The organism is Bacillus sp. FSL H8-0545 (assembly GCF_038006105.1).
Taxonomy (GTDB): Bacteria; Bacillota; Bacilli; order Bacillales; family Bacillaceae_G; genus Bacillus_A; species Bacillus_A cereus_U.
On sequence record NZ_JBBOUO010000001.1, the window covers coordinates 1,588,379 to 1,614,218 of the forward strand.

Genomic DNA, 25,840 nt, shown 5'->3' on the forward strand with positions numbered 1-25,840 from the left:
GAGGTTCATCAATTGAACATCTTTAATATTGCAGTGATGCACATTAAAAGAGATTTCAGGGACGTAAGAACTTTAGTTTTTATGTTAGCATTTCCGATTGTGCTTATGCTTGTATTAGGAACAGCGTTAAGTAACGCATTTAATAGCGATAGTCATTCGATTAAAGATATACAAGTGCTATACAAAGATGAAGCGGGAAGCACGTTTTCTCAATCATTTGAAGCATTTACGAAAGAGGTCGATAAATCGGGTATCCATTTTAAAAAAGCTTCCGAAGGTATAGATGGGAAAGAAGAAGTGAAGCAAAATAAATATGCTGCATATGTAGAATTGAATAAAGATGGTGCGAAATTTTATGGAAGCGACAGAAGTAGTATTGAAGGAAGTATTGTTGAAGGAATGCTTACGACATTTGTTGATAAGTACAATGTAGCGGCAGAAGTTGCAAAAGTAGATCCAAGTAAGGTTAGCACAGTTATTTCAAATGGAAATCATAATGATTATATTAAAGAAACATCTTTACAAGCTGCTAAAAAACCAGGTTCTATGGATTACTATGCGGTTGTAATGACGACAATGATTGCACTGTATGCTGCAATGGGGGCGAGTTTTTTAATTCGAGGAGAACGAATACGTAAAACAGGAGATCGTTTAATTGCAGCACCTATAAGTAAGGCTGAAATTTTCATTGGGAAAGTGCTCGGTAGTCTTGTAGCAAATGCACTTTGTCTATTACTCGTCGTTTTATTTAGTAAATTTGTTTTTCAAGCGAATTGGGGCGACCATCTTGGAATCATATTTATTATTTTACTAACAGAAGTCTTTCTAGCAATTAGCTTCGGTTTAGGAATCGGATATATTACAAAAACAGGTGAGGCATCTAGAGCAATTATTATGGTTGTTGTGCAATTAGCTTCTATTTTTGGCGGTGCTTATTTCGTGGTGGAAGAAAATGTCGTTACGAATTTATCGCCATTAACGTGGGCCAATACAGCCATTATGAAAATTATTTATGCAAATGACATAGGAGCAGCACTGCCGGTTATTTCTTTAAATCTTGGAATTTCAGCAATCTTTTTATTAATTGCGATTATCGCATTACGTAGACGGGAGGGGCTGTAATATGAAGGATATTTTATGGCTCATACGAAAAACATTAGCTGCGCTTTTAAAAAATAAAAAAGGATTATTACTTATTGTAAGTTTGCCGATAATAGGAACACTCATTTCTTTTTCAATATATGGGAATGTAGGGCAAGGAACGTTAAATATTGGGGTTGTAAATAAAGAAAATCAGCCTATCGCAAATGATACAGTGAAATTTTTAGAAGGACTCAATCATGTAAATGTTAGTAAAATTAAGGAATCTGAAGTGGAAGATAAACTCACTTCAAAAAAACTTGATGGTGTTGTTACATTACAGTCTGGTTTTTCCGAAAGTGTTCGAGCAGGGAAACCGAGTCATATTGAAGTTTCATCGATTAAAGGTGATCAAGTAACAGTATTTATAAAATCATATTTATATAACTATGTTGATAATATCACTGCGATTAGTAAAGTGGCAGGGGCGGATCAAAGTACGTTTGATAGTATGTACGCTGGTTATCAAAAAGGTTCATTTAAAGTAAAAGCAGAGACACTTGAAGATACTTCGAAAAATAAGGATATGACAAATCAAACGATTGGTTATCTTATCATGTTTATGCTATTTTCGGCAGCGAATTTATCTGGAATTATTTTAAAAGAAAAAGAGAACAGAACGTATTTTAGATTATTATCGACACCGATAGATGGAAAGAAATTTATATTATCTAATGTCGCGGTGAATATGATTATACTAACAGTGCAAATTGTAATTGCCGTATTATTTATGAAGTATGTTTTTCATACAAATATAAATATGCCTTTCACAGTGATGATTGGTGTACTCATGATATTTGCTTTAATCGCAATTGGTTTGTCTTTAGTAATTGTGTCTTTTGCGAAAAATTCAACTGCTTCAAATGCGATGCAAAATGTCGTCATTGTACCGACATGTTTATTAGCGGGATGCTATTTCCCATATGATATCATGCCGAAAACGGTACAAAAAATAGCTAATTTTTTACCGCAACGCTGGCTAATGGACACGATTACGAAATTACAGCAAGGAATTCCGTTTTCAGATTTGTATTTAAATATTTTAATCTTATTCGCCTTTGCGATAGCATTCTTCTTAATTGCTATTTATAAGTTTGGAAGAAATAATGATGCGAGGAATTTTGTTTAATGAAAAAAGGTGTGGCGTAATGCCACACCTTTTTTTGTACTCGCAATTTAAAGTATCCTTTGTAATATAGGTAAACTTTTGTATAAAACCTCATTATGTGAACCACACACAACATATTTATTGCCAACTAAAAGAAAAACGCTATGTAGAACAGCGTTACCGTCACCATGTTTTGTAAGTATGTCACCGACGACTTTTCCGTCTGACCATTCCAGTTTTGAATGTGAAGGGACGATTTGTAAATATTGAATTGTTTCCACTCCATCTCCTGCAATGAGTGTAGTTTCAATATTTCTTTTCTCTATAACAAATCTATTTTCATTTAATGTATCGAGGAAGGGGTTTTTCGTTTGCATCTTACTATAAGGAAGAAATGTAATAGAAGAGCCGGATCTTATAAATAAATAATTTCCGTAATCTTTACAAGGAATAACATCTTGTAATCCTGGAAAGTAAAGGTGGATCGCTTCGACTGGATTCATTTTATACAAGGTACTTAAGTAGTGTACGTACTGTTCCATATAGGAATGAACGAGATTTATTTTAGAAGAGGCATGGACAGGGAGACTACCTCCAGTCCAATAACTATAATTGGGAGGAGATCCAGCGCTTGGTGTACAGAGTATAATAAGCTGCTCCACATCATTTTCATATTCTTCACTTTGAACGTAAGAACGTGCAAGAAGTCCGCCCAAACTATGACAAACTAAATTTAGTTTATCGCAACCTGTAAATTCTTTAACATAAGCAATCGTTTTTAATAAGTATTTTTGAGTAGAAAAAACAATACGCTGACGCCAGTCATAAAAACAGATAAACAAGTTTTGATTTCGTTTATATCCGATACTTTCTAACATCATGATGAATGGCTCATAAACAAACGCAGAAAGCCCAAAGTTCCAATTACCGGTACCAGGAATAATAATATTACTCATTGAACCGAAAAGACCTGGGATAAAAATAATAGGAGTTTTTCCTCTTTTCATATGCTTCTCTCCTTTAACTTTTTAACAGCCCATAAAAAGTAAGAAAGACATTTCGTATGAAAAAAAAAATTAATGAAACACTACGAAATAGTAAGTAATATGAGCGGAAGGAAATCAAAATGATTAAAAAGATATTGCGAGTTACTTCTATTATTATTGCTATTTTAGTTTTTATGTTAATTTGGATGCATATTGATGTTACTCTTGGAAGGAAGATGGAAGCTGGGAAAAACATGCCGACAGAGTATGCGTCTCATTATAGTGATTTTCAATTATATGTAGAAGGGAAGTCGTTTTATAAACAGTTGTTTACTGATATAAAGGAAGCAAAACAATTCATTTATATTTATTTTTATATTCTTTCGGATAACAAAAGTAGTCATACATTTTTAAACTTATTAAAAAAGAAAGCGAAAGAAGGAGTAAACGTATATTTATCGGTTGATTTAATTAATGATTTGTCTTTTGAAAGAAAGATGAAAAATGAATTGCGGAAAAGTGGTGTACATTTTACATATAGTAGAAAACCTGAATTGCCATTCGGATTTTATTCTCTTCATCATCGGAATCATCGCCGGATTACAACAATCGATGGGGAAATTGGTTATACGGGTGGATTTAATATGGGAGATGAATATTTAGGGAAAGATAAGCGTTTTGGATATTGGCGTGATTATCATGTGCGAATAAAAGGAGAAGGAGCGAAAGATTTAGAAGAGCAGTTTGCTTTAGATTGGAAACGAGATACGAAAGAAGATATAAAAAGGAGTACGAATAAGGCTAGCAAAGGAAATACGCTACATACTATGACAAGTTATAACGGGCATTATGTTGCTCAAAAATATATAGCGTTAATAAAACAAGCGAAGCATTCGGTTGTCATTACAACGCCTTATTTTATAGCGAAAAATAAAGCATTAATGAATGCTTTAATTGGAGCGCAAAAGCGTGGTGTTACAGTAAAAATACTTTGGTCATATAAACCGGATATTCCTCTTATTAAAGAGGCGGCATATCCTTATATACGTCAAGCTGTTAAAAACGGGATTACTGTGTATGGCTATAAAAAAGGGATGTTTCATGGAAAGTTAATGCTGATTGATAATGAATTAACTGTTATCGGTACAACAAACTTTACTGCACGTAGCTTCTATATAAATGATGAGATGAATTTGTATATTCACGGTGGACCTATCATAGCGCAAGTGAATGAGGCGTTAACGCAAGACATTGATGATTCGAAAGAGATGACAGAAACATTTTTTGACAACTTATCTTTCTGGGAGCGTTGTAAGGAGAAAGTAGTTGGGTGGGTTGATTTTTATTTATGATGATTAATGAGGAAAGGGTGTCTACAAAAGACACCCTTTTGTTGATGGGAAAAATTATTATTCATGCACAAGCATCGAAGCATCATCATTAATCAATGTCCCTACATGTTCTCCTAAACATATTTTCTTCATTACTCCAGGCTCATCAAAGTTAAATACATGTGCCGGCAAATTGTAGTCCCGAGCAAGTAATAAAGCCGCTTGATCCATTACTTGTATGTTTTGCCTAACAACATCGTTATAGTTCAGTTTTTTATACATTTTCGCTGATTTATCATATTTTGGATCACTGGTAAAGACACCATCTACCCCTTGTTTTGCGACTAAAATGGCGTCACTATTCATTTCAATGGCTCTTTGTACACTTGGATAATCTGTTGTAACGAATGGTTGCCCGTTACCACCACCGAAAATGACGACATAACCGTTATCTAAATGATGTACTGCTCTGAGGCGAATATAAGGTTCGGCTACAGCATTAAACGGGATGGATGTCATAACGCGTACTTCTTTATTTGTTTTACTTGTTAAAACGCCGCGTAGCATTAAGCTGTTAATTATTGTACCTAAAGTACCAATATTATCAGCTTCTACACGGTCAATTCCCCATTCCTCAGCTAGATGGCCTCTAAAAATGTTACCGCCGCCAATGACGATGGAGACCTCGATACCTAAATCAACAATCGATAAAATTTCATTTGCAATATGTTCTAATCGTTTGGAGTTAAAGCTATTTCCCGATTGATCGGCAAGTGCTCCGCCGCTTAATTTAATTAAGACACGTTTATATGGCTTCATAACAATTCCCCCTATATAGATTGCAATAAAAAAGGAACAAAGGCGAATGCCTTTGTTCCTTCGTAAGAAAATGAAATAGAAAAGAAATAGATATGATGAACTTTTTCACGTGATTTTTCATAACATCCACTCCTTTTCATCTCCATTTATTTTGAATACGTATATCTTTTAGATTATACGAAATAATCTGATGTTTTATCAAGGTTATTTTATTTCTTTTTTATAAAAAGTGTCAATGAATATTATAAGAAAAAAATTCGAATTTTTTGTGACAAACTTGTAGGTTTTTGTATGATTTTGTAGGTTCGCCTATATGATGTGTGAGTAAGCTTTTATAAATACGAAATGAAAGCGTTCGCATAAAGGGGATGAACATAAATGAAAAAATTCGGATTGGCAACACAAATTTTTGTCGCACTTGTTTTAGGGATTGTAGTAGGGGCAATCTTTTATGGCAATAAAACGGCGATTTCTTATATCACACCAGTTGGGGATATATTTATTCACTTAATTAAGATGATTGTAGTACCTATTGTTATTTCAGCATTAATTGTTGCGGTAGCTGGTGTAGGAGATATGAAAAAGCTTGGGAAACTGGGCGGTAAGACAATTCTTTATTTCGAGATCATTACGACGATTGCTATTTTAATGGGATTACTTGCAGCGAATATATTCCAACCAGGTACTGGCGTTGATATGAATAATTTACAGCAAAGTGATATTTCTTCTTATAAACAAACAGCAGATGCTACAGAGAAGAAAGGTTTTGCTGAAACGATTGTTCATATTGTACCGAAAAATATATTTGAGTCTATTACACAAGGTGACTTATTACCGATTATATTCTTCTCAGTACTATTCGGTTTAGGAGTTGCGGCAATTGGAGAAAAAGGAAAGCCTGTTTTTAACTTTTTTGAAGGTGTACTCGAAGCGATGTTTTGGGTTACAAATCAAGTTATGAAATTTGCACCATTTGGTGTATTCGCATTAATTGCTGTTACGGTTGCAAAATTTGGTGTGTCCACACTACTTCCTTTAGGAAAACTAGTGCTAGCTGTATACGTAACTGTTATACTATTCGTTGTGATTGTATTAGGTATTAATGCACGAATGGTAGGAGTAAACATTTTTACATTAATGAAAATTTTAAAAGAAGAACTTATTCTTTCATTTACGACAGCAAGTTCAGAAGCTGTTTTACCTAATATAATGAGAAAGATGGAAGAGTTCGGTTGTCCAAAGGCAGTTGCCTCTTTCGTAATTCCGACAGGTTATACATTTAACTTGACTGGGTCAGCTATTTATCAAGCGTTAGCGGCATTGTTTGTTGCACAAATGTACGGTATACACATGTCACTGACAGAGCAAATAACGTTATTATTCGTTCTCATGTTAACATCCAAAGGTATGGCGGGAGTTCCGGGGGCATCATTCGTTGTTGTATTAGCAACGTTAGGATCAATGGGATTACCGCTAGAAGGCATCGCATTAATTGCGGGAATTGACCGTATTTTAGATATGATTCGCTCAGCTGTCAATGTATTAGGAAATGCATTAGCTGCCATTGTTATGTCGAAGTGGGAAGGCGAATTCGATGATGAGAAAGCAAAACAATATGTAGAAACAGTCAAACAAACAAAAGCAGCATAAGAAATCGTTAAGGAGTGAAGAATCATGGCAACATTAACTGAAGCTAAAAATGGAGTACGAATTGAAAAAGATTTTTTAGGTGAAAAAGAAGTGCCAAATTATGCGTACTACGGTGTACAAACAATGCGTGCAGTAGAGAATTTCCCAATTACAGGATACAAAGTCCATGAAGGTTTAATTAAAGCGTTAGCAATTGTAAAAAAGGCGGCAGCACTTGCTAATGCAGATGTAGGAAGATTGGAATTGAAAAAGGGTGGTGCTATCGCAGAAGCATCACAAGAAATCCTTGAGGGGAAATGGCATGATCATTTCATCGTTGATCCAATTCAAGGTGGTGCAGGAACTTCAATGAATATGAACGCAAATGAAGTCATTGCCAATCGTGCCCTTGAATTATTAGGAATGGAAAAGGGAGACTATGATTATATTAGTCCAAACAGTCATGTAAATATGGCGCAATCAACAAACGATGCATTCCCAACAGCGATTCATATTGCAACATTAAATGCATTAGAAGGCTTATTACAAACGATGGGTTATATGCATGATGTATTTGAATTAAAAGCAGAACAGTTCGATCATGTTATTAAAATGGGTCGTACACATTTACAAGATGCTGTGCCAATTCGTCTTGGACAAGAATTTAAAGCGTATTCTCGCGTACTTGAACGTGATATGAAACGTATCAAGCAATCACGTCAACATCTATATGAAGTAAACATGGGAGCAACTGCAGTTGGTACAGGCTTAAATGCAGATCCAGAATATATTGAAGCAGTTGTAAAACATTTAGCTACAATTAGTGAACTACCACTTGTTGGTGCAGAAGATTTAGTAGATGCAACCCAAAATACGGATGCGTACACTGAAGTATCTGCAGCACTTAAAGTATGTATGATGAATATGTCTAAAATTGCGAACGACCTTCGACTAATGGCATCAGGTCCACGCGTTGGATTAGCGGAAATTATGCTACCAGCTCGTCAACCAGGTTCATCTATTATGCCAGGGAAAGTAAACCCTGTTATGCCAGAAGTAATTAATCAAATTGCGTTCCAAGTAATTGGTAACGACCATACAATTTGCCTTGCTTCAGAAGCAGGACAATTAGAATTAAATGTTATGGAACCAGTACTTGTTTTCAACTTACTTCAATCTATTAGCATTATGAATAACGGTTTCCGTGCCTTTACAGATAATTGCTTAAAAGGAATTGAAGCGAATGAAGATCGCTTAAAAGAGTACGTTGAGAAGAGTGTAGGAATTATTACAGCCGTGAACCCTCATATCGGTTATGAAGCAGCAGCTCGCGTTGCGAAAGAAGCAATTGCGACAGGGCAATCCGTTCGAGAACTATGTGTAAAAAATGGTGTATTGTCACAAGCAGAATTAGAGTTAATTCTAGATCCATTCGAAATGACACACCCAGGGATTGCAGGAGCAACTCTTTTAAAGAAAAATTAAAAGAAGAGGGGGACAATCCCCTCTTTTTTGTTTACAATATAGAAATGTTATATATGAATAGAGGTAGGGATGTTATGAGTAAGTTTACAGTGGCTTCTAATGGTTCGTTAGAAACGACATTAAGAGGAGTAGAAGTATTATCAACACCACTTTTAAATAAAGGGGTAGCTTTCACGCAAGAAGAAAGAGAAGAATTAGGTTTAAAAGGGTTATTACCACCAGCAGTTTTAACGCTAGATGAACAAGCGCGTAGAGCGTATGAGCAATTTTGTTCTCAGCCGGATGATTTATTAAAGAATGTATACTTAACAGCGTTACATGATCGAAATGAAGTATTATTTTATCGTATTTTAACAGAGCATTTACGTGAAATGTTACCAATCGTATATACACCTACTGTTGGTGTAGCAATTCAAAGATATAGCCATGAATATCGTAAACCACGCGGTGTTTATTTATCAGTTAACGATCCTTCGGGTATTGAAGAAGCGTTCTCAAATATCGGTGCAACAGCTGAAAATATTGACTTAGTCGTTGTAACAGATGGAGAAGGCATATTAGGAATTGGTGACTGGGGTGTTGGTGGTATTAACATTGCGATTGGAAAGCTAGCTGTTTATACGGCCGCAGTTGGAATCGATCCTAGTCGCGTGTTACCTGTAATTTTAGATGTAGGTACAAACCGTGAGGATCTATTAAACAATCCGTTTTATATTGGAAATCGCCATCCACGTGTAACTGGTGAAGCTTATGATGAATTTATTGATACATTTGTACAAGCTGTAGGCAATAAGTTCCCGAAAGCACTTTTACATTGGGAGGATTTCAGTTCTCGTAATGCACGAAAAATTTTAGACAAATACCGTCATGATGTATGTACGTTTAATGATGACATTCAAGGTACAGGTGCAGTTTCACTTGCTGCAGTATTATCGGCAGTGAAAGCTTCTGGTGTACCTTTAAATGAACACCGAGTAGTTGTGTTTGGTGCGGGTACAGCTGGAATCGGTATCGCAGATCAAGTGAGAGATGCGCTGGTTCGCGTAGGATTATCAGAGCAAGAAGCACATGAGCGTTTCTGGTGTATTGACCGTAACGGGTTAATTACAGATAATATGGAAGATCTTCTTGATTTCCAAGTTCCATATGCAAGAAAAGAAGCTGAAGTGAAGGATTGGAAACAAAGTGATGCTATCGGACTTGCTGAAGTTGTGAAACATGTAAAACCGACAATTTTAATCGGTACATCAACTGTTGCTGGTGCATTCAAAGAAGAGATTATTAAAGAAATGGCTTCTCATGTAGAAAGACCAATTATTTTACCAATGTCGAATCCAACGCCACTTGCTGAAGCGAAACCAGTAGATTTAATCGAGTGGACAGAAGGAAGAGCGTTAGTTGCAACAGGAAGTCCGTTTGATCCAGTTACATACAATGGTGTAACGTATGTTATCGGGCAATCAAATAACGCACTTATTTTCCCAGGGCTAGGTCTTGGTACAATTGTTGTGCGTGCAAGCGTAATGACAGACGGTATGTTTGCGGCGGCAGCAGAAGCGGTTGCAAGTATGGTAGATACAAGTCAGCCAGGTGCACCTATCTTACCAGAAGTGGAAGAGTTACGTAATATCTCTGAAATGGTTGCAATTGAAGTAGCGAAAGTTGCAGTTGCAGAAGGTGTTGCTAGAGAGAACTTAAGTGATAACGATATCAAAATTGCAGTGAAAGAATCAATATGGAAGCCTGAGTATCGTCAAATAAAAGCGGTAGAAAAGGTTAGAATATAGAAAAAAAGCCCGTTTATTATAATAAGCGGGCTTTCCGTTTACATTTTTGAAAAAATACATAGGAAGTGGCATCTTTGAATTGGAATCAATTATGGAAGAAAGATATATCTCTTTTAATTATTTTAATGATTGTTGTCCCAATTGCTGGAGAGCTAAATTTTCATCCTTTCAACGATACGTTTCGCGTTAGCTTTGGGACACCGCTTTTCTTCTTTTTATTACTATTTTTAAGAAGAATACCAGCGGCGGTTGCAGGTATTCTTGTTGGTATATCTGTAGTCTTATTCCGTGTATGTCTTGACTGGGTGTTGCAAGGGTCTTTTTATATGACAGAATCATTTTATTTGCGCTATCCTGTGTTCTTTTATTATTTTATTTATGGAAGTCTTTTTTCGCTTTGTAGGGTGAATAAGTTCCATCAGAAGCCAATTATAATTGGCTACCTTGGGATTACAATTGAAATTATTGCAAGTATGTCAGAACTTGCAATTTATCATATGGTAGTACTTGGTACAACGATAACAATTTCTGAAGTGAATAAGCTAATCATTATTGCTATTTTCCGTAGTTTCTTTGCGCTTGGTTTTTTAAATATGATGAATTTGTATGAAACGAAATTAAAAGAATCACAAGTTCGAAAAGAAAATGAAAATATGTTGATGCATCTTTCTAACTTATATGTGGAATCTGTTCATTTGAAAAAAACGTTACAAAATGCGGAGTTAATTACACAAGAAGCGTATCAATTATATCGGAATTTACAAGCGAACGATGATTCAAGTAGTAAAACAGCATTGAAAATAGCGGGAGAAGTGCACGAAATAAAAAAGGATAATCAAAGGATTTTTGCGGGATTATCTAAACTGTTATTAGATAAAAATGTAGCTGAGTATGTAGAAGGACATGAGCTTGCGGAAATGATTGTGAGAATAAATGAGAAGTACGCTGAAATGTTGGAAAAAGAAATACGTTTTTCTAAACATATTGAAGGTGAGCATGCAGAATATCATGTGTATACGGTCTTATCAATTTTTAATAATTTAGTTGCAAATGCGGTTGAAGCAATTGAGGGTAGTGGTGCTATCATTATTAAGTTATATAAACTTGATAAACGTATATTTTTTGAAGTAATTGACGATGGGCCTGGTATTGCGCAAAAATATAAAAAACTAGTATTTAAGCCAGGATTTACTTCAAAGTATGATCAAACGGGAACACCATCAACAGGAATTGGACTTTCTTACATAAACGAAATGGTAACAGAGCTCGGAGGAGAAGTAAGATTGGAAGACCTGGAAACTGGTGAAGGGTGTAAGTTTGTCGTTTGTTTACCGGAGTGCAGTTTAAAGCAGGAAGGGGAATAAAGTTGTTTTATTATATCGTAGATGATGATGAAGTTTTCCGATCCATGCTTTCACAAATCATTGAAGATGGCGATCTTGGGGAAGTAATTGGAGAATCGGAAGACGGAGCTTTTATTGAAGCAGATCAACTAAATTTTAAAAAAGTAGATATTTTATTTATTGATTTATTAATGCCCATGCGAGATGGGATTGAAACAGTTCGCCATATTGCATCCTCTTTTTCAGGGAAAATCATTATGATCTCTCAAGTGGAATCGAAACAGCTTATTGGTGAGGCGTATACACTTGGTGTTGAATATTATATTACAAAACCATTGAATAAAATTGAGGTTATATCTGTTGTACGTAAAGTAATGGAACGTATTCGTTTAGAGCGCTCTATACATGATATTCAAAAATCATTGAATAACGTTTTTAAGTGGGAACAGCCGCAAGTTCGAAATGAGCCAATGCAAGAAGGAAAAAGAATAGCAGATTCAGGACGCTATTTATTATCAGAACTCGGTATTGCGGGAGAGAATGGAAGTAAAGATTTACTTAGTATGCTGGAATATTTATATGGACAAGAAAAAGCACAAACATTTGAATTTGGATTTCCTGCGTTAAAAGATATTTTTCACCATATAACTATAAGGAAATTAGAGAATATAGCTTCAGATACACATATAGATAAGGAGAGAAAAGCATCTGAACAAAGAGTACGTAGAGCGATTTATCAATCGTTAAATCACTTAGCTTCCCTTGGATTAACAGACTTTTCAAATCCGAAATTTGAAAGCTATGCTCCGAAATTTTTTGATTTCACTGTAGTTAGAAAACGAATGACAGAAATGACAAAGGAAGAAGTAGCGGCTTCTGGGCATATACGAATTAATACGAAGAAATTTATTCAAGTGTTGTATTTTGAAGCGAAACGGTTGATGGAGATAGAGTGAAAAATGCTTATAAGTAAGTATTTTAGACTGTAGACAAAGTCTTGTTCATGTGTCAATACACTTGAACAGCATGACGCTTAGTTTCTCGATGTTTAAACGTCTTTTGACTCTCTTTTTTCACATATAGTTCAATTCCTAATATAATTATTTTTATATTGTTGGAATAGAAACAAAAAATAAATATAATATTGTTAATGCACCAACGGAGAGGAGGACAGGCCATGAACAAAGAAGAACAAGTCATAGTGGGTTTCAGGGATTTATATAACAAAATAGTTTGGCTTAATAAGGATAAGATGGAAGAGAGTCTTAAGAGTTATAATTCTTCTGAAGTACATTGCATCGAATACATTGAAAAAAATGTAGATTCCAACGTGACAAAACTTGCGGAGTCCTTTTATATGACTCGCGGTGCAATAAGTAGAATAACTAAGAAGCTCATAAAAAAAGGCCTTATCGAAAGCTATCAGAAGTCGGATAACAAGAAAGAAATCTATTTTAGGCTTACTGAACAAGGAAAAGTAATTTATAAAATCCATGAGGACCTGCACAACGAGTTTCAAGAGCGGGATAAGGCCGTGTTTGAGCAGATGAATGAGGAAGAATTTGATAGTATACTTAGCTTCGTGGAAAAGTATAGTAGGCATTTGGATGCAGAAATAAAGAAACAAGGTGTACATATTAAGTCGTAATAAATTTGAATAATGAAAATGAAACTAAAGGCAGTCCAATAATGGACTGCCTTTTTACTGTTATAATTTTGTTGACAAGGAAACAAAAAACTTTTAGGGAGAGAATTTAAATGTCCAAATTCAGATCACATAATGAACATAATACGGAACAACCCATAGATAAACACGCTTTAATATTCGGACTCATCTCTGTGTTTCTTTGCGGAATAGGCTTCAGTATTATAATACCTGTCGTCCCATTTTTAGTGCAGCAGTATACAAGTAATTCGGGAGAACAAGCTATAGTTGTTACGCTGTTAACCTCTGTTTATGCAGTCTGCGTGTTTTTTGCCGCCCCTGCACTTGGAGCTTTAAGCGATAAATATGGGCGTCGTCCATTACTTTTAGTATGCCTTTTCGGTTCCGCAATCGGGTACTTAGTTTTTGGAATAGGAGGAGCTCTATGGGTCCTTTTTGCTGGGCGCATAATAGAAGGCATAACAGGCGGGAGCATAAGCACTATTTTTGCATATTTTGCAGACATCATTCCTCCAGAACAGAGAACAAAATACTTCGGATGGGTGAGTGCGGTTGTAGGTGTAGGCACTGTCATTGGCCCAACTATAGGTGGATTCCTTGCTAAGTTTGGTTATTCTGTACCTATGTATTTTGGAGCAATAATAACTTTATTAAATGTTGTTTATGGAATCTTATATATGCCTGAGAGCCTTGAAAAGAGTAATAGACTGAAAGAGATTACCTTTGTAAGATTGAATCCATTTACGCAGCTTGCAAACATACTTTCCATGAAAAATTTAAAATGGTTACTTGTCTCAGCGTTCTTACTTTGGATACCAAACGGATCTTTACAGGCAATTTTTTCACAATTTACAATGGATACTTTTAGTTGGAAGCCTGCGTTAATCGGACTTATGTTTTCAATTATGGGCTTCCAAGATATCATTTCACAAGGTTTCGTAATGCCGAAACTTTTGACAAAACTTACTGATAAACAGATAGCAATTCTCGGAATGGTTTCGGAGATTATAGGTTACAGTCTTATTGCAGCATCGGCTGTGTTCTCATTTTATCCGTTTCTTATCGCTGGAATGTTTATATTTGGTTTTGGTGATTCGATCTTTGGGCCTTCATTCAATGGGATGCTCTCAAAGTCTGTCGATTCTAGTGAACAAGGAAGGATTCAAGGAGGTAGCCAATCTATTCAAGCTTTAGCAAGAATGATTGGGCCGATCATTGGAGGTCAAATTTATGTATCACTTGGTCATGCCGCACCTGCTTTTATGGGGATAATCCTTATAGCAGCCGCAATAGCAGTTTTGTATAAAGGTACCAATGTAAATATATAAACTACCTACTTTATCTCGCTATTTATGGACAGTAAGACTCCCACCTCAAAATTTGGCACACACATCTCCACGCTGAAACCCTATTTGTCTACAGTCTGAGATGCTTATAAGTAATCATCTTATTTGTTAAATCTACATTTTATATTTTTGCCTATAGCATGTAAAATGTTAAGTAAGAGAAAATGGTTTTACATTAAGGAAGTGTCAAAATAATGAGTTTTACATTAAATAAATCGATTATTAAAGAAGTATGCGGAGAGACCTCATATAAAAGAGGCGAAGCTTATTATAAATCAAATAAAGTAATAATAAATCATTATGATGAAAATAAAGAAATTTGCGAGGCGACGGTAAAAGGGAACGAAGATTTTCATGTTACAGTAGAAAAAGCTAAAAAAGGTGATGTTGTTGCGAAATGTAGTTGTCCTTCATTAGCGTCTTTTCAAACGTACTGTCAACATGTTGCGGCAGTATTGATACAAATAAATTATAATCAGCAAACCGGTGGAATGCTGCCTATTAGTAGCGGAAACATGAGCGGAAATGAACAATTAACAAGCGGGATGTTTCAGTTGTTTGCAGAACAACCACTGAGGCCAAAAAGTAAACAACACCGTTTTGATACACGTGAAATACTTGATATTGAGTTTAATTGTACACCAGTAGTTACGAAAAATGGTGGGGCACTTCTTGGGGTTCAGTTGAAGATCGCCAAAACGTATTTCGTAAATCATATTAGAGAATTTCTTTCTAAAGTGGAGAAAAGAGAGGCTTTTAATTGTTCCAATGAATTTACATACACACCAGATGTACATAGCTTCAAGCAAGAAACGGATGCGATTATTCAGCAACTTATTAAAATGTATCATAATGAAAAAATGTATGAAGATACACTAGAAGTACACGCAAAACAAGATGATAGCATGATTTTAATACCGCCAGCTTCGTGGATGGATATGCTTTCTTTACTTTCTAAAACTGAGTGTGTGAGACTTAATCAAGATGGACAATCTTTTCACGGTTTACAAATTTCAAAAGGACTACTGCCTTTACATTTTGAGTTTAATAAAGGGAGTAACGGTGGGTTTACACTTTATATTGACGGCTTACAACAAGTAGAAGTAATGGATACGTATAGTTATGCTCTATTTGGAGGGAAACTGCATCAGTTGAATGCTGAGGATTGTAAGCGGCTTATCGAATTACAAAAAATGATGAATCGTTCTAGTAGTAACCAGTTGTATATTCCAGCAGATAAGATGGAACACTTTGTAGCAAAAGTTGTACCAGGGTTAATGAAGCTAGGAACTGTGCGAATAGATGAGGTAGTATCAGATCGTGTTGAAACACCCGCATTAAAAGCGAAATTATATTTAGATCGAGTGAAAAATCGCTTATTAGCAGGTCTCGAATTTCATTATGGAAACGTCGTGATTAATCCGTTAGAAGAGGATGGGCAGCCATCTGTTTTTAATCGTGATGAAAAAAAGGAAAAAGAGATTTTAGACATTATGAGTGAAGGTGCCTTTGCAAAGACAGAAGGCGGTTATTTTATGCATAATGAAGAAGCTGAGTATAACTTTTTATATCACGCTGTTCCAACGTTAAAAGGTTTAGTTGATATTTATGCGACGACAGCAATCAAATTACGAATTCATAAAGGAGATACAGCTCCTCTTATAAGAGTTAGAAGGAAAGAGAGAATTGATTGGTTATCATTTCGCTTTGATATAAAGGGTATTCCGGAGGCAGAAATTAAAGGGGTATTAGTCGCTCTTGAGGAGAAACGAAAATATTATCGTTTAGCAAGTGGTGCTCTACTATCACTTGAGAGTAAAGAGTTTAATGATATTAATCAGTTTATAAAAGAATCTAGTATTCGAAAAGAATTTTTAAAGGGCGAAGAAATAGATGTCCCTCTTATTCGTAGTGTGAAATGGATGAATTCACTGCAAGAAGGAAACGTATTAAGTTTAGATGAGTCTGTTCAAGAATTGGTAGAGAACATTCAAAACCCTAAAAAGCTGAAGTTTGCGGTGCCAAGTGGCTTAGATGCGATAATGAGAGAGTATCAAACATACGGATTCCAGTGGATGAAAACACTTGCCTATTATCGTTTTGGCGGTATTTTAGCTGATGATATGGGACTAGGGAAAACGTTGCAAAGTATTGCTTTTATAGACTCTGTTTTGCCGGAAATTCGAGAGAAGAAACTGCCTATATTAGTTGTTTCTCCGTCTTCCCTTGTTTACAACTGGCTTAGCGAGTTAAAAAAATTCGCTCCACATATTAGAGCTGTTATTGCAGATGGAAATCAAGAAGAGCGCCGAAAAGTTTTAAAAGATGTAACGAAATTTGATGTAGTCATTACGTCCTATCCTTTACTAAGAAGAGATATAAGATTATATGCAATGCCATTTCATACGCTATTTCTTGATGAAGCACAAGCATTTAAAAATCATACGACGCAAACTGCAAGAGCAGTAAAAACAGTTCAGGCGGAGTACCGTTTTGGACTAACAGGAACGCCTGTAGAAAATTCATTAGAAGAGCTATGGTCTATCTTCCACGTCGTCTTCCCAGAATTATTACCAGGAAGAAAAGAGTTCGGTGATTTAAGACGTGAAGATATTGCGAAGCGAGTAAAACCTTTCGTGTTAAGAAGGTTAAAGGAAGATGTATTACAGGAGCTACCAGAAAAAATTGAGCACTTACAATCATCAGAACTTTTACCAGATCAAAAGAGGCTTTACGCAGCTTATTTAGCAAAGTTAAGAGAAGAAACGTTAAAACATTTGGATAAAGATACGTTACGTAAAAATAAAATTCGGGTTTTAGCTGGTTTAACGAGACTACGGCAAATTTGTTGTCATCCAGCTTTGTTTGTTGATGACTATAAAGGTAGTTCAGCTAAATTTGATCAGCTGCTAGAAATTTTGGAGGAATGCAGAAGTACAGGGAAGAGAATTCTTATATTTTCTCAATTTACGAAGATGCTTTCAATAATCGGACGAGAATTAAACCGTCAAGCCATTCCATACTTTTATTTAGATGGGAGTACACCAGCGCAAGAACGTGTAGAGCTATGCAATCGTTTTAACGAAGGAGAAGGGGATTTATTTCTTATCTCGTTAAAAGCTGGTGGCACAGGACTAAATTTAACGGGTGCAGATACAGTTATATTGTACGATTTATGGTGGAATCCAGCTGTTGAACAACAAGCAGCGGATAGAGCGTATCGAATGGGACAAAAAAATACAGTGCAAGTGATTAAGTTAGTAGCACATGGAACAATTGAAGAAAAAATGCACGAGTTACAAGAGAGTAAGAAAAATTTAATTGCTGAAATTATTGAGCCGGGGGAAGAAAAACTGTCTTCAATAACGGAGGAAGAAATTCGAGATATCCTTATGATTTAATATGGAAAAAAGCTATGCTTTCAAATTTATGAGAGCATAGCTTTTTTGTTGTAATAATTATATTTTGTTTTGAACAAAGTAAAGAAATAAAGCGAAATTTATTTTACTTCTTTGTACCTTTACTTTTGTATGGTTTTGCAGCTTTCTTTTTCGCACTTGATTGCCAACGGTTCCATCCTTTACTTCCTGTACCTTGTCCTACACCTTTTTTCGGTTTTGCTTTCGTTTTACTCATATGATCACTCCGTTATATAAAAAATCTGATTTGATAATAGCCAATGTTTTAGAAAAATACTATCGATAAATGACTATGCTTGCTTTAAGTAAAAACAAACTGCTTGAATGCTATAGTATATCATGAAATTGCGAGTAAACTGAAAGGAATTACAAATAAAATGAAAATAATAAGAAATACTGCGGATTCTATTTTTCGAACGATCACATTACTGGTTGTGTATATGTTAGTTTCAATTAGTGAAATGTTTTTTGGATTGAAGAGACAAAGGAAATAAAAATGTTATATTAAGAACAGTCGGTAAAGGCATAAAATAAAGAATTGAAAAATATTTTAAAACTTTTTGTTGACTTTATCTATTTTTTGTATAGAATAATCATTAATAAAATGTTTCAGAGATGTGACAACAAAACGACTATGAAAGGACGAGTAGTAGTAGGATGTAGTTTAAGCGAGTCAGGGACGGTGTGAGCCTGATACGAAGCCTATTATGAAGAACCTCCTGGAGTCGCTAACCGAAATCCTTTATAGGAAAGTAGACTTAGCCGGGAACTTCGCCGTTACAAGAAGAACAGTATCGAGATTTTTTCATCTCCGTACTGTATAAGTGAGCAACCTCTGTTGCTAATTTGGGTGGTACCGCGGAACCAAAGTCTTTCGTCCCAGTTTTTTGGGAAAGAAGGGCTTTTTTTGTTGGCTTTTTTCCACAACATCCAAACATTTTAGGAGGAAACCACCATGTATCAATCATTAATGACAGTAAGAGAGACTCAAATCGCAATTAAGGAAGTTAAAACATTTTTCGAGGATCAATTAGCAAAACGCCTTGAACTATTCCGCGTATCTGCACCATTATTCGTAACGAAAAAATCAGGATTAAACGATCACTTAAACGGTGTAGAACGTCCAATTGAGTTTGATATGTTACATTCAGGAGAAGAATTAGAAATTGTGCATTCACTAGCGAAGTGGAAAAGATTCGCATTACATGAATACGGATATGAAGCTGGTGAAGGTTTATATACAAACATGAACGCGATTCGTCGTGATGAAGAACTTGATGCAACACATTCCATTTATGTTGACCAATGGGATTGGGAAAAAATCGTTCAAAAAGAATGGCGTACTGTCGATTACTTACAAAAAACAGTACAAACAATTTATGGAATATTCAAAGAATTAGAAGATCACTTATTTGAAAAATATCCGTTCCTCGGAAAGTATTTACCAGAAGAAATTGTTTTCATTACTTCTCAAGAACTGGAAGATAAATATCCAGAATTAACACCGAAAGATCGTGAACATGCAATTGCGAAAGAACACGGTGCAGTCTTTATTATTGGAATTGGTGATGCACTCCGTTCAGGTGAAAAGCACGATGGACGCGCATCCGATTATGATGATTGGAAATTAAACGGTGACATTTTATTCTGGCACCCAGTACTACAAGCTTCATTCGAATTATCATCAATGGGAATTCGTGTTGATAGTAAAGCACTTGATGAGCAATTAACGAAAACTGGTGAAGACTTCAAACGTGAGTATGATTTCCATAAAGGTATTTTAGAAGACGTACTACCATTAACAATTGGTGGTGGTATCGGCCAATCAAGAATGTGTATGTACTTCTTACGTAAAGCACATATCGGTGAAGTTCAATCTTCTGTATGGCCTGACGATTTACGTGAAGCTTGCAAAAAAGAAAACATTCATTTGTTTTAATATAAGTGAGAGGGAGAGTAGCTGTGGAATAAGAGCTACTCTCCCTTTTTTACTTTGACGTGAAAAAAGTTATTTTGAATGAATATAGATCGTTTTTTCAAGGGAAAGAGCGAAAGGGTATATGTAATAAGAAATAAGAAGAGTCATTTATATTTCCTAGGAAAGGGTATAAAGAATAATCTAATTGTTTTATAATGATCTTCGGATATCGATAACAAGATAAAAAGCTGTCTGCATAGATTTTTAAAATTCTATGTGGACAGCTTTCTATTTATATAGGAAGGAAATAGATTAATATAATTTGTTGTAAGTTTTACTGGCGGAAATTAAATCATTTGCACTAAAGGCTCAATTTTCGCCATAAATGATTGATGGAGTGCTTCAACGCCATCTACTAAGTGAATACGGTCAATGACAACTGATACTTTAATTTCAGATGTACTTACCATTTTAATATGAATACCGCCTTCTTTTAAAGTAGTGAACATATTCGCAGCAACTCCCGGGTTAGATACCATACCAGATCCTACAATTGATACTTTCGCTAAATGATTTTCATGTTCTACAGATTCATAGTGAAGTGCCTCTTGATTTTGTTCTAACACTTCTAATGTTTCTCTTAAATCATTAGAATGAATCGAGAAGGAGAGGTGAACAGTTCCTTCATTTGTAATACTTTGAATAATAATATCTACATTAATATGTGCCACTGCTAATGTAGAGAAAACTGTTGAAAGTGCACCTTGTTCTAATCCTTTAATTGTGACGCGTGTAATATTATCCTCAAATGCGATACCTTTAACGATTGATTGTTGTTCCATGTTACATTCTCCCCTTACAATTGTTCCGTTTTCTTGTTCCATGCTTGATCGTACTTCTAAAACTACATTATGATTTTTAGCAAATTCAACAGCGCGTGGGTGTAATACGCCAGCACCGAGATTTGCAAGCTCTAACATTTCGTCATAAGAAATTTCATCTAATTTATAAGCATCTTGTACAACTCGTGGATCAGTCGTATATACGCCTGACACATCCGTATAAATATCACATTTTTTTGCTTTTAGTGCCGCAGCTAATGCGACAGCAGTCGTATCGGAGCCACCGCGGCCAAGTGTGGTAATTTCATGTTCTTCACTTACTCCTTGGAAACCAGCTACTATAACAATCGTGCCATCAGCAAGATAGGATTGAATACGACCAGTATTAATGTCAGTAATCCGTGCACTACTATGTACAGATTCTGTCGTAATACCAGCCTGCCATCCTGTTAATGAAATTGCATTATAACCTTTTGTTTGTAGTGCCATTGTTAATAATGAAATAGTTACTTGTTCTCCTGTAGATAGGAGCATATCCATTTCACGTTTACTTGGATTTTCAGTAATAGCGTTAGCAAGTGCTACAAGTTTATCCGTACTTTTTCCCATTGCTGAAACGACAGAGACAATACTATGTCCTCGTTCATATTCTTCAATAATTAAATTTGCTACATGTTGAATGCGTTCGACGCTTCCGACAGAAGTACCGCCAAATTTTTGTACAATCGTTTCCATTACGAATTCCTTCTTTCGTCCATTTTTAAGAATAGGTTAGGACTTATACAAATCCCAATATTCCTGTAGTTACCAGAGAGAAAAACAAAAAACACCATCTCAAATAAGTGAGGATGGTGCTGTTACAGGAAAAGGGAAACAGAAAACGGAGCTAATAAAAAAAACCGCCAAAAAAGGAATATCATAAAAATGATATCTCTTTTTTGTAGATAGCTCTTCATACGTACACGTCTGTACATATGACAGTTCTGTTTCTATTCGAAAACAGCCCCAATTGATAAATGCAGAGAAATTTATCAATTTCGGCAACACTTCCTTTCCTCTAAGATCATAGACATCTCTGTGTCTCCTTTAGAATACTTATAAGCGTTGCAACCTCTATCTCACGTTTTAGGCGAGAGTGTATGATTTATGAAGTTGTTGGTAACATTTGTTTTATAATAATTTAAATTTTTCAGGGAATCAAGTGTTTTTTGTATTTTTTTGAAATTCTATCTTTTTATTAAATTAGTTTGTGAAAAATGTAGCAAAATAAATTCGTTGCATGTACATTAAAAATATAGAGCATGGGAGGTGGAAGGATGGGCAAGAAAAAGCCTATTTATGTAGCAACAGAAATGAACACAAAAATGAAGAAATTATGGGAATATACGCAAGAGCCGGACCTACATACAAAGTGGGATGCCCGTTTTACGGAAATCTCGTATTTGGAGAAAAAAGAGGGGGAGCCGCAGAAGTTTTTATATAAAACGAAGATTGGTTTCGGGCTTGAAATAGCCGGAGAAGGGGAATCGATAGGTGAAATAAGAAAAGAAACTGGAGAGCGCATTTCCTCTTTGAAATTTTGGACAGACAATAAGCTATCACTTATACAAATAGGACGAGGTTATTGGAAGTATACCCCGAATGGAGAACATATTCATTTTGAAACGCAATATGATTATGATACAAGGTTTGGTCGTATAGGGAATGTGATAGATTCATATATTTTTCGTCCGCTATTAGGTTGGGCAACTGCATGGAGTTTTGATGCTTTAAAATTATGGTTAGAAAAGGGACTTCATCCTAAGTTGCTAATTAGAAGAACGATGACGTATTGGCTCGTTTGCTTTTTAGTTGCTTTCGTATGGTTATATCAAGGGATTGTACCGAAATTGATGTTTACTCATTCAGAAGAAGTAAAGATGCTTTCTGCGCTAATCGGATCGAATGATAGTAGTATTTTTATACTTAAAATAGTTGGATTTTTAGAAATAATATGGGGTGTTATGTGGCTATTGCCATTTCAAAAACGAAAGTTGTTTATATTGCATATTGTTATGTTAATAGGCTTAACTATAGTGGCAGGAGTTACGAATATCACAAGTTTTACGCAACCGTTTAATCCGATTACATTAAATTTTCTTCTAATAGGGTTATCGATTGTCGGTTATATGAATAGCACTAATTTGCCGAGTGCAAAAAATTGTAAGAGGACGAGAAAGGGATAAGTATATGGTTAATATTTATGAAAGATTATTAGGGGATTCTTATAAAAGGCTTCATCCAAAATTGCAGGAACGATATGCGATAACAAAGGGAAATAGCTTTATTGGGGAAGGGGAAATGGATGAAATTTATGGAGGATCTTTTTTCGTTAAATTAATATTAAAAATTACATCGAAGTTCCGTATGTTTTTCTCTGAGCGAGGGCAAAAAGTTCCGTTTGTGATACATAATACCGCTGAGCGAGATGGACAGGGGAAAGAATTTGTACGGTGGAATCGTACTTTTTATTTTCATAATAAGAAAAGATATTTTAACGCTGTTATGAAGTTGGATGAAGTGAATAATGAAATTGTAGATTATTTTGGCGAACCGCATATACTCGTTTCTACGTTGAATTTTTATATTGATGAAAAAGGCGGGATGCATATTTCTTCAAAGAAACAATGGTTTTTTATGTTTGGAAGAAAAATACCGTTACCTAGATTTTTATACGGAGAGGCAAAAATTGTAGAAAGTTATGATGAAACACTACAATGTTTTCGAATTCATGTACAAGTACGAAATCCGTTAATTGGTTCGTTATTTTCATATAAGGGAACATTTGTGGAAAGGGAATAAACGATATGAAAAATATACTATTTGGGCTTGTTTGTTATATTATATTTCTAATATACGAGTGGTCGAATGTAAATCCTGTTGAAGCAATTATATTGTTATCTATCTTATTATTTATACCGATGTCATTTTGTATTATTGACAAAGAAACAAGAAATGGAACGTATTTATTATTTTATAAATTTGTATCGTTTTTATATCCAATTGCAGCAATCAGTGCAATGCTAGCTTTCGTAACAAATCACTATTTCTTTGCGCTACTTTGGTTTGCATATACAGGAATCGTTGCATTATTTGGTATAAGTAGATTGCTAGAAAGAGGATGGAAGCCGTTAGAGGAAGCAGCTATAGATAGTGCTTTTATTTATTTGTTTTTAGGTGGTTTTTGGTTTTTTGCTTCTGTAGCAAAATTCCCCATTATGCATTTTAGTTCTGACATAGTTTTACTCACAGCTGCACACTTTCATTACTCGGCATTTCTATTGCCGTTATCAGCTGGTTTACTTGGAAGGAAAAGAGAACGGGGAAGTAAGTTATATGACGCTATTATGTTTATCATCGTCATTTCTCCAATGACAGTTGCGATAGGAATTACGTATTCGAGGGTGTTTGAATTTTTTGCAGTGTTCGTATATTTATTTGCCATTTACGGATATGGAGTTTACGTGTGGAGAACGAAATTTAATGCTATAAGTACAAAGATTCTCCTTACTCTTTCATCCAGTACACTTATGGTAACGATAATGTTTTCACTCATATATTCATACGGGAATTTCAAACAAGTAATGACGATTACAATTGCACAAATGGTTTGGATCCACGGTGTTGTCAATGGAATTGGAGTAGCGTTACCAGCATTTGTCGGCTGGATGATTGAAAAGAGTGCTCCGAATTATAAATATTACGGGAAACCAATGAGCAGGTTAAGAGGAAATGCGACAGTTGGTGAAGCATTTTTACATAACAGAAATTTAATAGATAACAAGGAATACAAAGGTTTAGTTGATAAAATGAATGATTTTTATAGTGAGGCATTTGACGCGACGAAGATTCCTTTAAGTATTATTCGTTTTTATGAAAATACAAAAGAGTATGAGTTACAATCGCATATTAAATGGACTCGTTGGTTTCGCCCGCTTGCATTTTGTTATGAGAAAATGAGTAAGCGTGTAGGACAAATACATTTAGGAATGGGCGGCAAGTGGGAAACTATGCATGGCTCTATCATTGGGGTAATAGATGAGAAGGATGGAAGAGAGAATGTAAGGGCTTGGCTAAGAAAAAATGAAGCAGGAGAATCTATTTTTGTAGCTCTTTACTCAAAACATACCCATGAGGATGAGAAATACATGAATATCGGATTACCTTTACCATATTCGAATATGACGGGGATTTTGAAATTATGTAATAAGAATAAAGATTTAATCATTACTAGTAAGTTGAGAAGAAATGGTAAGGGAGATGAGGGGATTTATTTACATACTCGTTTCTTTACAATACGTTTACCATTAGCAGAGACTTTTATTATTAAAGAGAGCACGGATCAAATATTAGAAGCTAATCATAGAATGTGGATATTTGGAGTTAAGTTTTTAGAAATTGATTATGAGATTAAGAAAATAGAGGAGAAGTAAGAAAAGCTTGGAGAGATTCCAAGCTTTTTTACGTATGCGTAATTGTCATCGCAACTTGTTTATCCAAGTCTCGGTCCCAAACACGTTGAATTTCAAACGTACCTTTTTCAAAAAATAATGGGAATCTCTCTTTAAACCAATCTTGCATAGGAAGATTTAGTGCTTCATCAATTGGTACCCATAATAATTCGCCTTCAGGAGGATTCAAAAGGAGTTCACCTTCAAATGAATCTGTCCAATAGTTAAATACCATATATCGAACATTTTCCTTAGGATTTACATATTCGTCTAACCCCTTGAAAATTAAATTAGAAACGTGGAGTCCGGTCTCCTCTTTCGATTCTCGTATAGCAGCTTGTAATATGCTTTCTGGGAAATCTACTTTTCCACCAGGAGCTATGTAGCCAGGAAAACCTCGATGGTCGGGGCGTTTTATAAGTAAAGCGTCATTATTTCGCTGGATCATACACATTGTATAGATGCGGTGCTCGATGTTATGAGAATTTTGAGGCATAATAATGTATTCTCCTTTATCTTTTCTTGATAATT

Annotated in this window: 20 protein-coding genes, 1 pseudogene, 1 riboswitch and 1 other annotated feature; of the genes and pseudogenes, 16 read left to right on the forward strand and 5 right to left on the reverse strand. The window is 35.3% G+C overall.

Annotated elements, in window-relative coordinates; genetic code table 11:
• Nucleotides 1–12: 12 nt before the first annotated feature.
• Together MHI07_RS08445 and MHI07_RS08450 are read left to right on the forward strand one after the other, a co-directional pair.
• Nucleotides 13–1,122, forward strand: a complete 1,110-nt coding sequence (locus tag MHI07_RS08445; RefSeq protein WP_340823059.1) for an ABC transporter permease — start codon at nt 13–15, stop codon at nt 1,120–1,122.
• A gap of 1 nt (nt 1,123) precedes the next feature.
• Complete coding sequence (locus MHI07_RS08450) at nt 1,124–2,269, forward strand: ABC transporter permease (RefSeq protein WP_340823060.1); 1,146 nt, start codon at nt 1,124–1,126, stop codon at nt 2,267–2,269.
• A gap of 47 nt (nt 2,270–2,316) precedes the next feature.
• Here the strand turns inward: MHI07_RS08450 and MHI07_RS08455 are convergent, their stop codons facing one another.
• Nucleotides 2,317–3,255: an esterase/lipase family protein gene (locus MHI07_RS08455; protein ID WP_340823062.1), complete on the reverse strand. Its 939-nt coding sequence runs from the start codon at nt 3,253–3,255 to the stop codon at nt 2,317–2,319.
• A 119-nt stretch (nt 3,256–3,374) separates the two neighbouring features.
• On the opposite strand from MHI07_RS08455, the gene cls reads away from it, so the two are divergent.
• On the forward strand, nt 3,375–4,586 hold the full coding sequence (gene cls / locus MHI07_RS08460; protein ID WP_340823064.1) for a cardiolipin synthase: 1,212 nt from the start codon (nt 3,375–3,377) through the stop codon (nt 4,584–4,586).
• A gap of 57 nt (nt 4,587–4,643) precedes the next feature.
• On the opposite strand, the gene pyrH is transcribed toward cls, so the two are convergent.
• Nucleotides 4,644–5,384: a UMP kinase gene (pyrH, locus tag MHI07_RS08465; protein ID WP_016104472.1), complete on the reverse strand. Its 741-nt coding sequence runs from the start codon at nt 5,382–5,384 to the stop codon at nt 4,644–4,646.
• Between the two features lie 378 nt (nt 5,385–5,762).
• Here pyrH and MHI07_RS08470 point away from each other — a divergent pair, with 378 nt between their 5' ends.
• The 8 genes from MHI07_RS08470 to MHI07_RS08505 all read left to right on the forward strand — a co-directional run bounded on the left by MHI07_RS08470 (nt 5,763) and on the right by MHI07_RS08505 (nt 18,041).
• Nucleotides 5,763–7,034, forward strand: coding sequence for a cation:dicarboxylate symporter family transporter (locus tag MHI07_RS08470; RefSeq protein ID WP_002158405.1), 1,272 nt, complete (start codon nt 5,763–5,765; stop codon nt 7,032–7,034).
• A 24-nt stretch (nt 7,035–7,058) separates the two neighbouring features.
• Entirely contained in the window at nt 7,059–8,498 is a 1,440-nt protein-coding gene (gene aspA / locus MHI07_RS08475; protein ID WP_078180912.1) for an aspartate ammonia-lyase, read from the forward strand.
• A gap of 74 nt (nt 8,499–8,572) precedes the next feature.
• Nucleotides 8,573–10,285 carry an oxaloacetate-decarboxylating malate dehydrogenase gene (malS, locus tag MHI07_RS08480; RefSeq protein ID WP_002158403.1) on the forward strand — a complete coding sequence of 571 codons (1,713 nt, stop codon included), beginning with the start codon at nt 8,573–8,575 and terminating at the stop codon, nt 10,283–10,285.
• Between the two features lie 65 nt (nt 10,286–10,350).
• The gene (locus tag MHI07_RS08485; RefSeq protein WP_078173115.1) at nt 10,351–11,649 is read left to right on the forward strand and encodes a sensor histidine kinase; all 1,299 of its coding nucleotides are present in this window, start codon (nt 10,351–10,353) and stop codon (nt 11,647–11,649) included.
• Nucleotides 11,650–11,651: 2 nt separating this feature from the next.
• Entirely contained in the window at nt 11,652–12,584 is a 933-nt protein-coding gene (locus tag MHI07_RS08490; RefSeq protein ID WP_078180913.1) for a response regulator, read from the forward strand.
• 221 nt (nt 12,585–12,805) lie between these two features.
• Nucleotides 12,806–13,276, forward strand: a complete 471-nt coding sequence (locus MHI07_RS08495; protein WP_215581262.1) for a MarR family transcriptional regulator — start codon at nt 12,806–12,808, stop codon at nt 13,274–13,276.
• A gap of 110 nt (nt 13,277–13,386) precedes the next feature.
• Entirely contained in the window at nt 13,387–14,622 is a 1,236-nt protein-coding gene (locus MHI07_RS08500; RefSeq protein WP_340823069.1) for an MFS transporter, read from the forward strand.
• A gap of 212 nt (nt 14,623–14,834) precedes the next feature.
• A complete protein-coding gene (locus MHI07_RS08505) occupies nt 14,835–18,041 on the forward strand; it encodes an SNF2 helicase associated domain-containing protein (RefSeq protein ID WP_340823071.1) in 3,207 nt (1,068 codons plus the stop codon).
• A 103-nt stretch (nt 18,042–18,144) separates the two neighbouring features.
• Here the strand turns inward: MHI07_RS08505 and MHI07_RS08510 are convergent, their stop codons facing one another.
• Nucleotides 18,145–18,276: a DUF3934 family protein gene (locus MHI07_RS08510; RefSeq protein ID WP_000047589.1), complete on the reverse strand. Its 132-nt coding sequence runs from the start codon at nt 18,274–18,276 to the stop codon at nt 18,145–18,147.
• A 408-nt stretch (nt 18,277–18,684) separates the two neighbouring features.
• Nucleotides 18,685–18,944, forward strand: a binding site (T-box leader).
• Nucleotides 18,945–19,014: 70 nt separating this feature from the next.
• On the opposite strand from MHI07_RS08510, the gene asnA reads away from it, so the two are divergent.
• Together asnA and MHI07_RS08520 are read left to right on the forward strand one after the other, a co-directional pair.
• On the forward strand, nt 19,015–19,998 hold the full coding sequence (gene asnA / locus MHI07_RS08515; protein ID WP_016104478.1) for an aspartate--ammonia ligase: 984 nt from the start codon (nt 19,015–19,017) through the stop codon (nt 19,996–19,998).
• A 47-nt stretch (nt 19,999–20,045) separates the two neighbouring features.
• Nucleotides 20,046–20,135, forward strand: a pseudogene (locus MHI07_RS08520) (helix-turn-helix domain-containing protein); the annotation flags it as partial.
• A 189-nt stretch (nt 20,136–20,324) separates the two neighbouring features.
• On the opposite strand, the gene MHI07_RS08525 reads toward MHI07_RS08520, so the two are convergent.
• Entirely contained in the window at nt 20,325–21,554 is a 1,230-nt protein-coding gene (locus MHI07_RS08525) for an aspartate kinase (protein WP_340823074.1), read from the reverse strand.
• A gap of 202 nt (nt 21,555–21,756) precedes the next feature.
• Nucleotides 21,757–21,943, reverse strand: a riboswitch (Lysine riboswitch).
• Nucleotides 21,944–22,135: 192 nt separating this feature from the next.
• Between MHI07_RS08525 and MHI07_RS08530 the strand changes: the two genes are divergently transcribed.
• Genes MHI07_RS08530 through MHI07_RS08540 form a run of 3 tightly spaced genes read left to right on the forward strand, consistent with a single transcriptional unit; the run spans nt 22,136 to nt 25,291 of the window.
• Entirely contained in the window at nt 22,136–23,044 is a 909-nt protein-coding gene (locus MHI07_RS08530; RefSeq protein WP_340823075.1) for a DoxX-like family protein, read from the forward strand.
• A gap of 4 nt (nt 23,045–23,048) precedes the next feature.
• Entirely contained in the window at nt 23,049–23,660 is a 612-nt protein-coding gene (locus MHI07_RS08535) for a DUF4166 domain-containing protein (RefSeq protein WP_088078282.1), read from the forward strand.
• Nucleotides 23,661–23,665: 5 nt separating this feature from the next.
• Nucleotides 23,666–25,291: a YndJ family protein gene (locus MHI07_RS08540; protein ID WP_340823077.1), complete on the forward strand. Its 1,626-nt coding sequence runs from the start codon at nt 23,666–23,668 to the stop codon at nt 25,289–25,291.
• A 28-nt stretch (nt 25,292–25,319) separates the two neighbouring features.
• Here the strand turns inward: MHI07_RS08540 and MHI07_RS08545 are convergent, their stop codons facing one another.
• The gene (locus MHI07_RS08545) at nt 25,320–25,805 is read right to left on the reverse strand and encodes an 8-oxo-dGTP diphosphatase (protein ID WP_002148930.1); all 486 of its coding nucleotides are present in this window, start codon (nt 25,803–25,805) and stop codon (nt 25,320–25,322) included.
• Nucleotides 25,806–25,840: the final 35 nt, after the last annotated feature.

Coding starts and splice junctions, on each gene's coding strand:
- MHI07_RS08450 (WP_340823060.1), top strand. CDS start 1,124: ATGAAGGATATTTTATGGCTCATACGAAAAACATTAGCTGCGCTTTTA.
- MHI07_RS08455 (WP_340823062.1), bottom strand. CDS start 3,255: ATGAAAAGAGGAAAAACTCCTATTATTTTTATCCCAGGTCTTTTCGGT.
- cls (WP_340823064.1), top strand. CDS start 3,375: ATGATTAAAAAGATATTGCGAGTTACTTCTATTATTATTGCTATTTTA.
- pyrH (WP_016104472.1), bottom strand. CDS start 5,384: ATGAAGCCATATAAACGTGTCTTAATTAAATTAAGCGGCGGAGCACTT.
- MHI07_RS08470 (WP_002158405.1), top strand. CDS start 5,763: ATGAAAAAATTCGGATTGGCAACACAAATTTTTGTCGCACTTGTTTTA.
- aspA (WP_078180912.1), top strand. CDS start 7,059: ATGGCAACATTAACTGAAGCTAAAAATGGAGTACGAATTGAAAAAGAT.
- malS (WP_002158403.1), top strand. CDS start 8,573: ATGAGTAAGTTTACAGTGGCTTCTAATGGTTCGTTAGAAACGACATTA.
- MHI07_RS08495 (WP_215581262.1), top strand. CDS start 12,806: ATGAACAAAGAAGAACAAGTCATAGTGGGTTTCAGGGATTTATATAAC.
- MHI07_RS08500 (WP_340823069.1), top strand. CDS start 13,387: ATGTCCAAATTCAGATCACATAATGAACATAATACGGAACAACCCATA.
- MHI07_RS08505 (WP_340823071.1), top strand. CDS start 14,835: ATGAGTTTTACATTAAATAAATCGATTATTAAAGAAGTATGCGGAGAG.
- MHI07_RS08510 (WP_000047589.1), bottom strand. CDS start 18,276: ATGAGTAAAACGAAAGCAAAACCGAAAAAAGGTGTAGGACAAGGTACA.
- asnA (WP_016104478.1), top strand. CDS start 19,015: ATGTATCAATCATTAATGACAGTAAGAGAGACTCAAATCGCAATTAAG.
- MHI07_RS08525 (WP_340823074.1), bottom strand. CDS start 21,554: ATGGAAACGATTGTACAAAAATTTGGCGGTACTTCTGTCGGAAGCGTC.
- MHI07_RS08530 (WP_340823075.1), top strand. CDS start 22,136: ATGGGCAAGAAAAAGCCTATTTATGTAGCAACAGAAATGAACACAAAA.
- MHI07_RS08535 (WP_088078282.1), top strand. CDS start 23,049: ATGGTTAATATTTATGAAAGATTATTAGGGGATTCTTATAAAAGGCTT.
- MHI07_RS08540 (WP_340823077.1), top strand. CDS start 23,666: ATGAAAAATATACTATTTGGGCTTGTTTGTTATATTATATTTCTAATA.
- MHI07_RS08545 (WP_002148930.1), bottom strand. CDS start 25,805: ATGCCTCAAAATTCTCATAACATCGAGCACCGCATCTATACAATGTGT.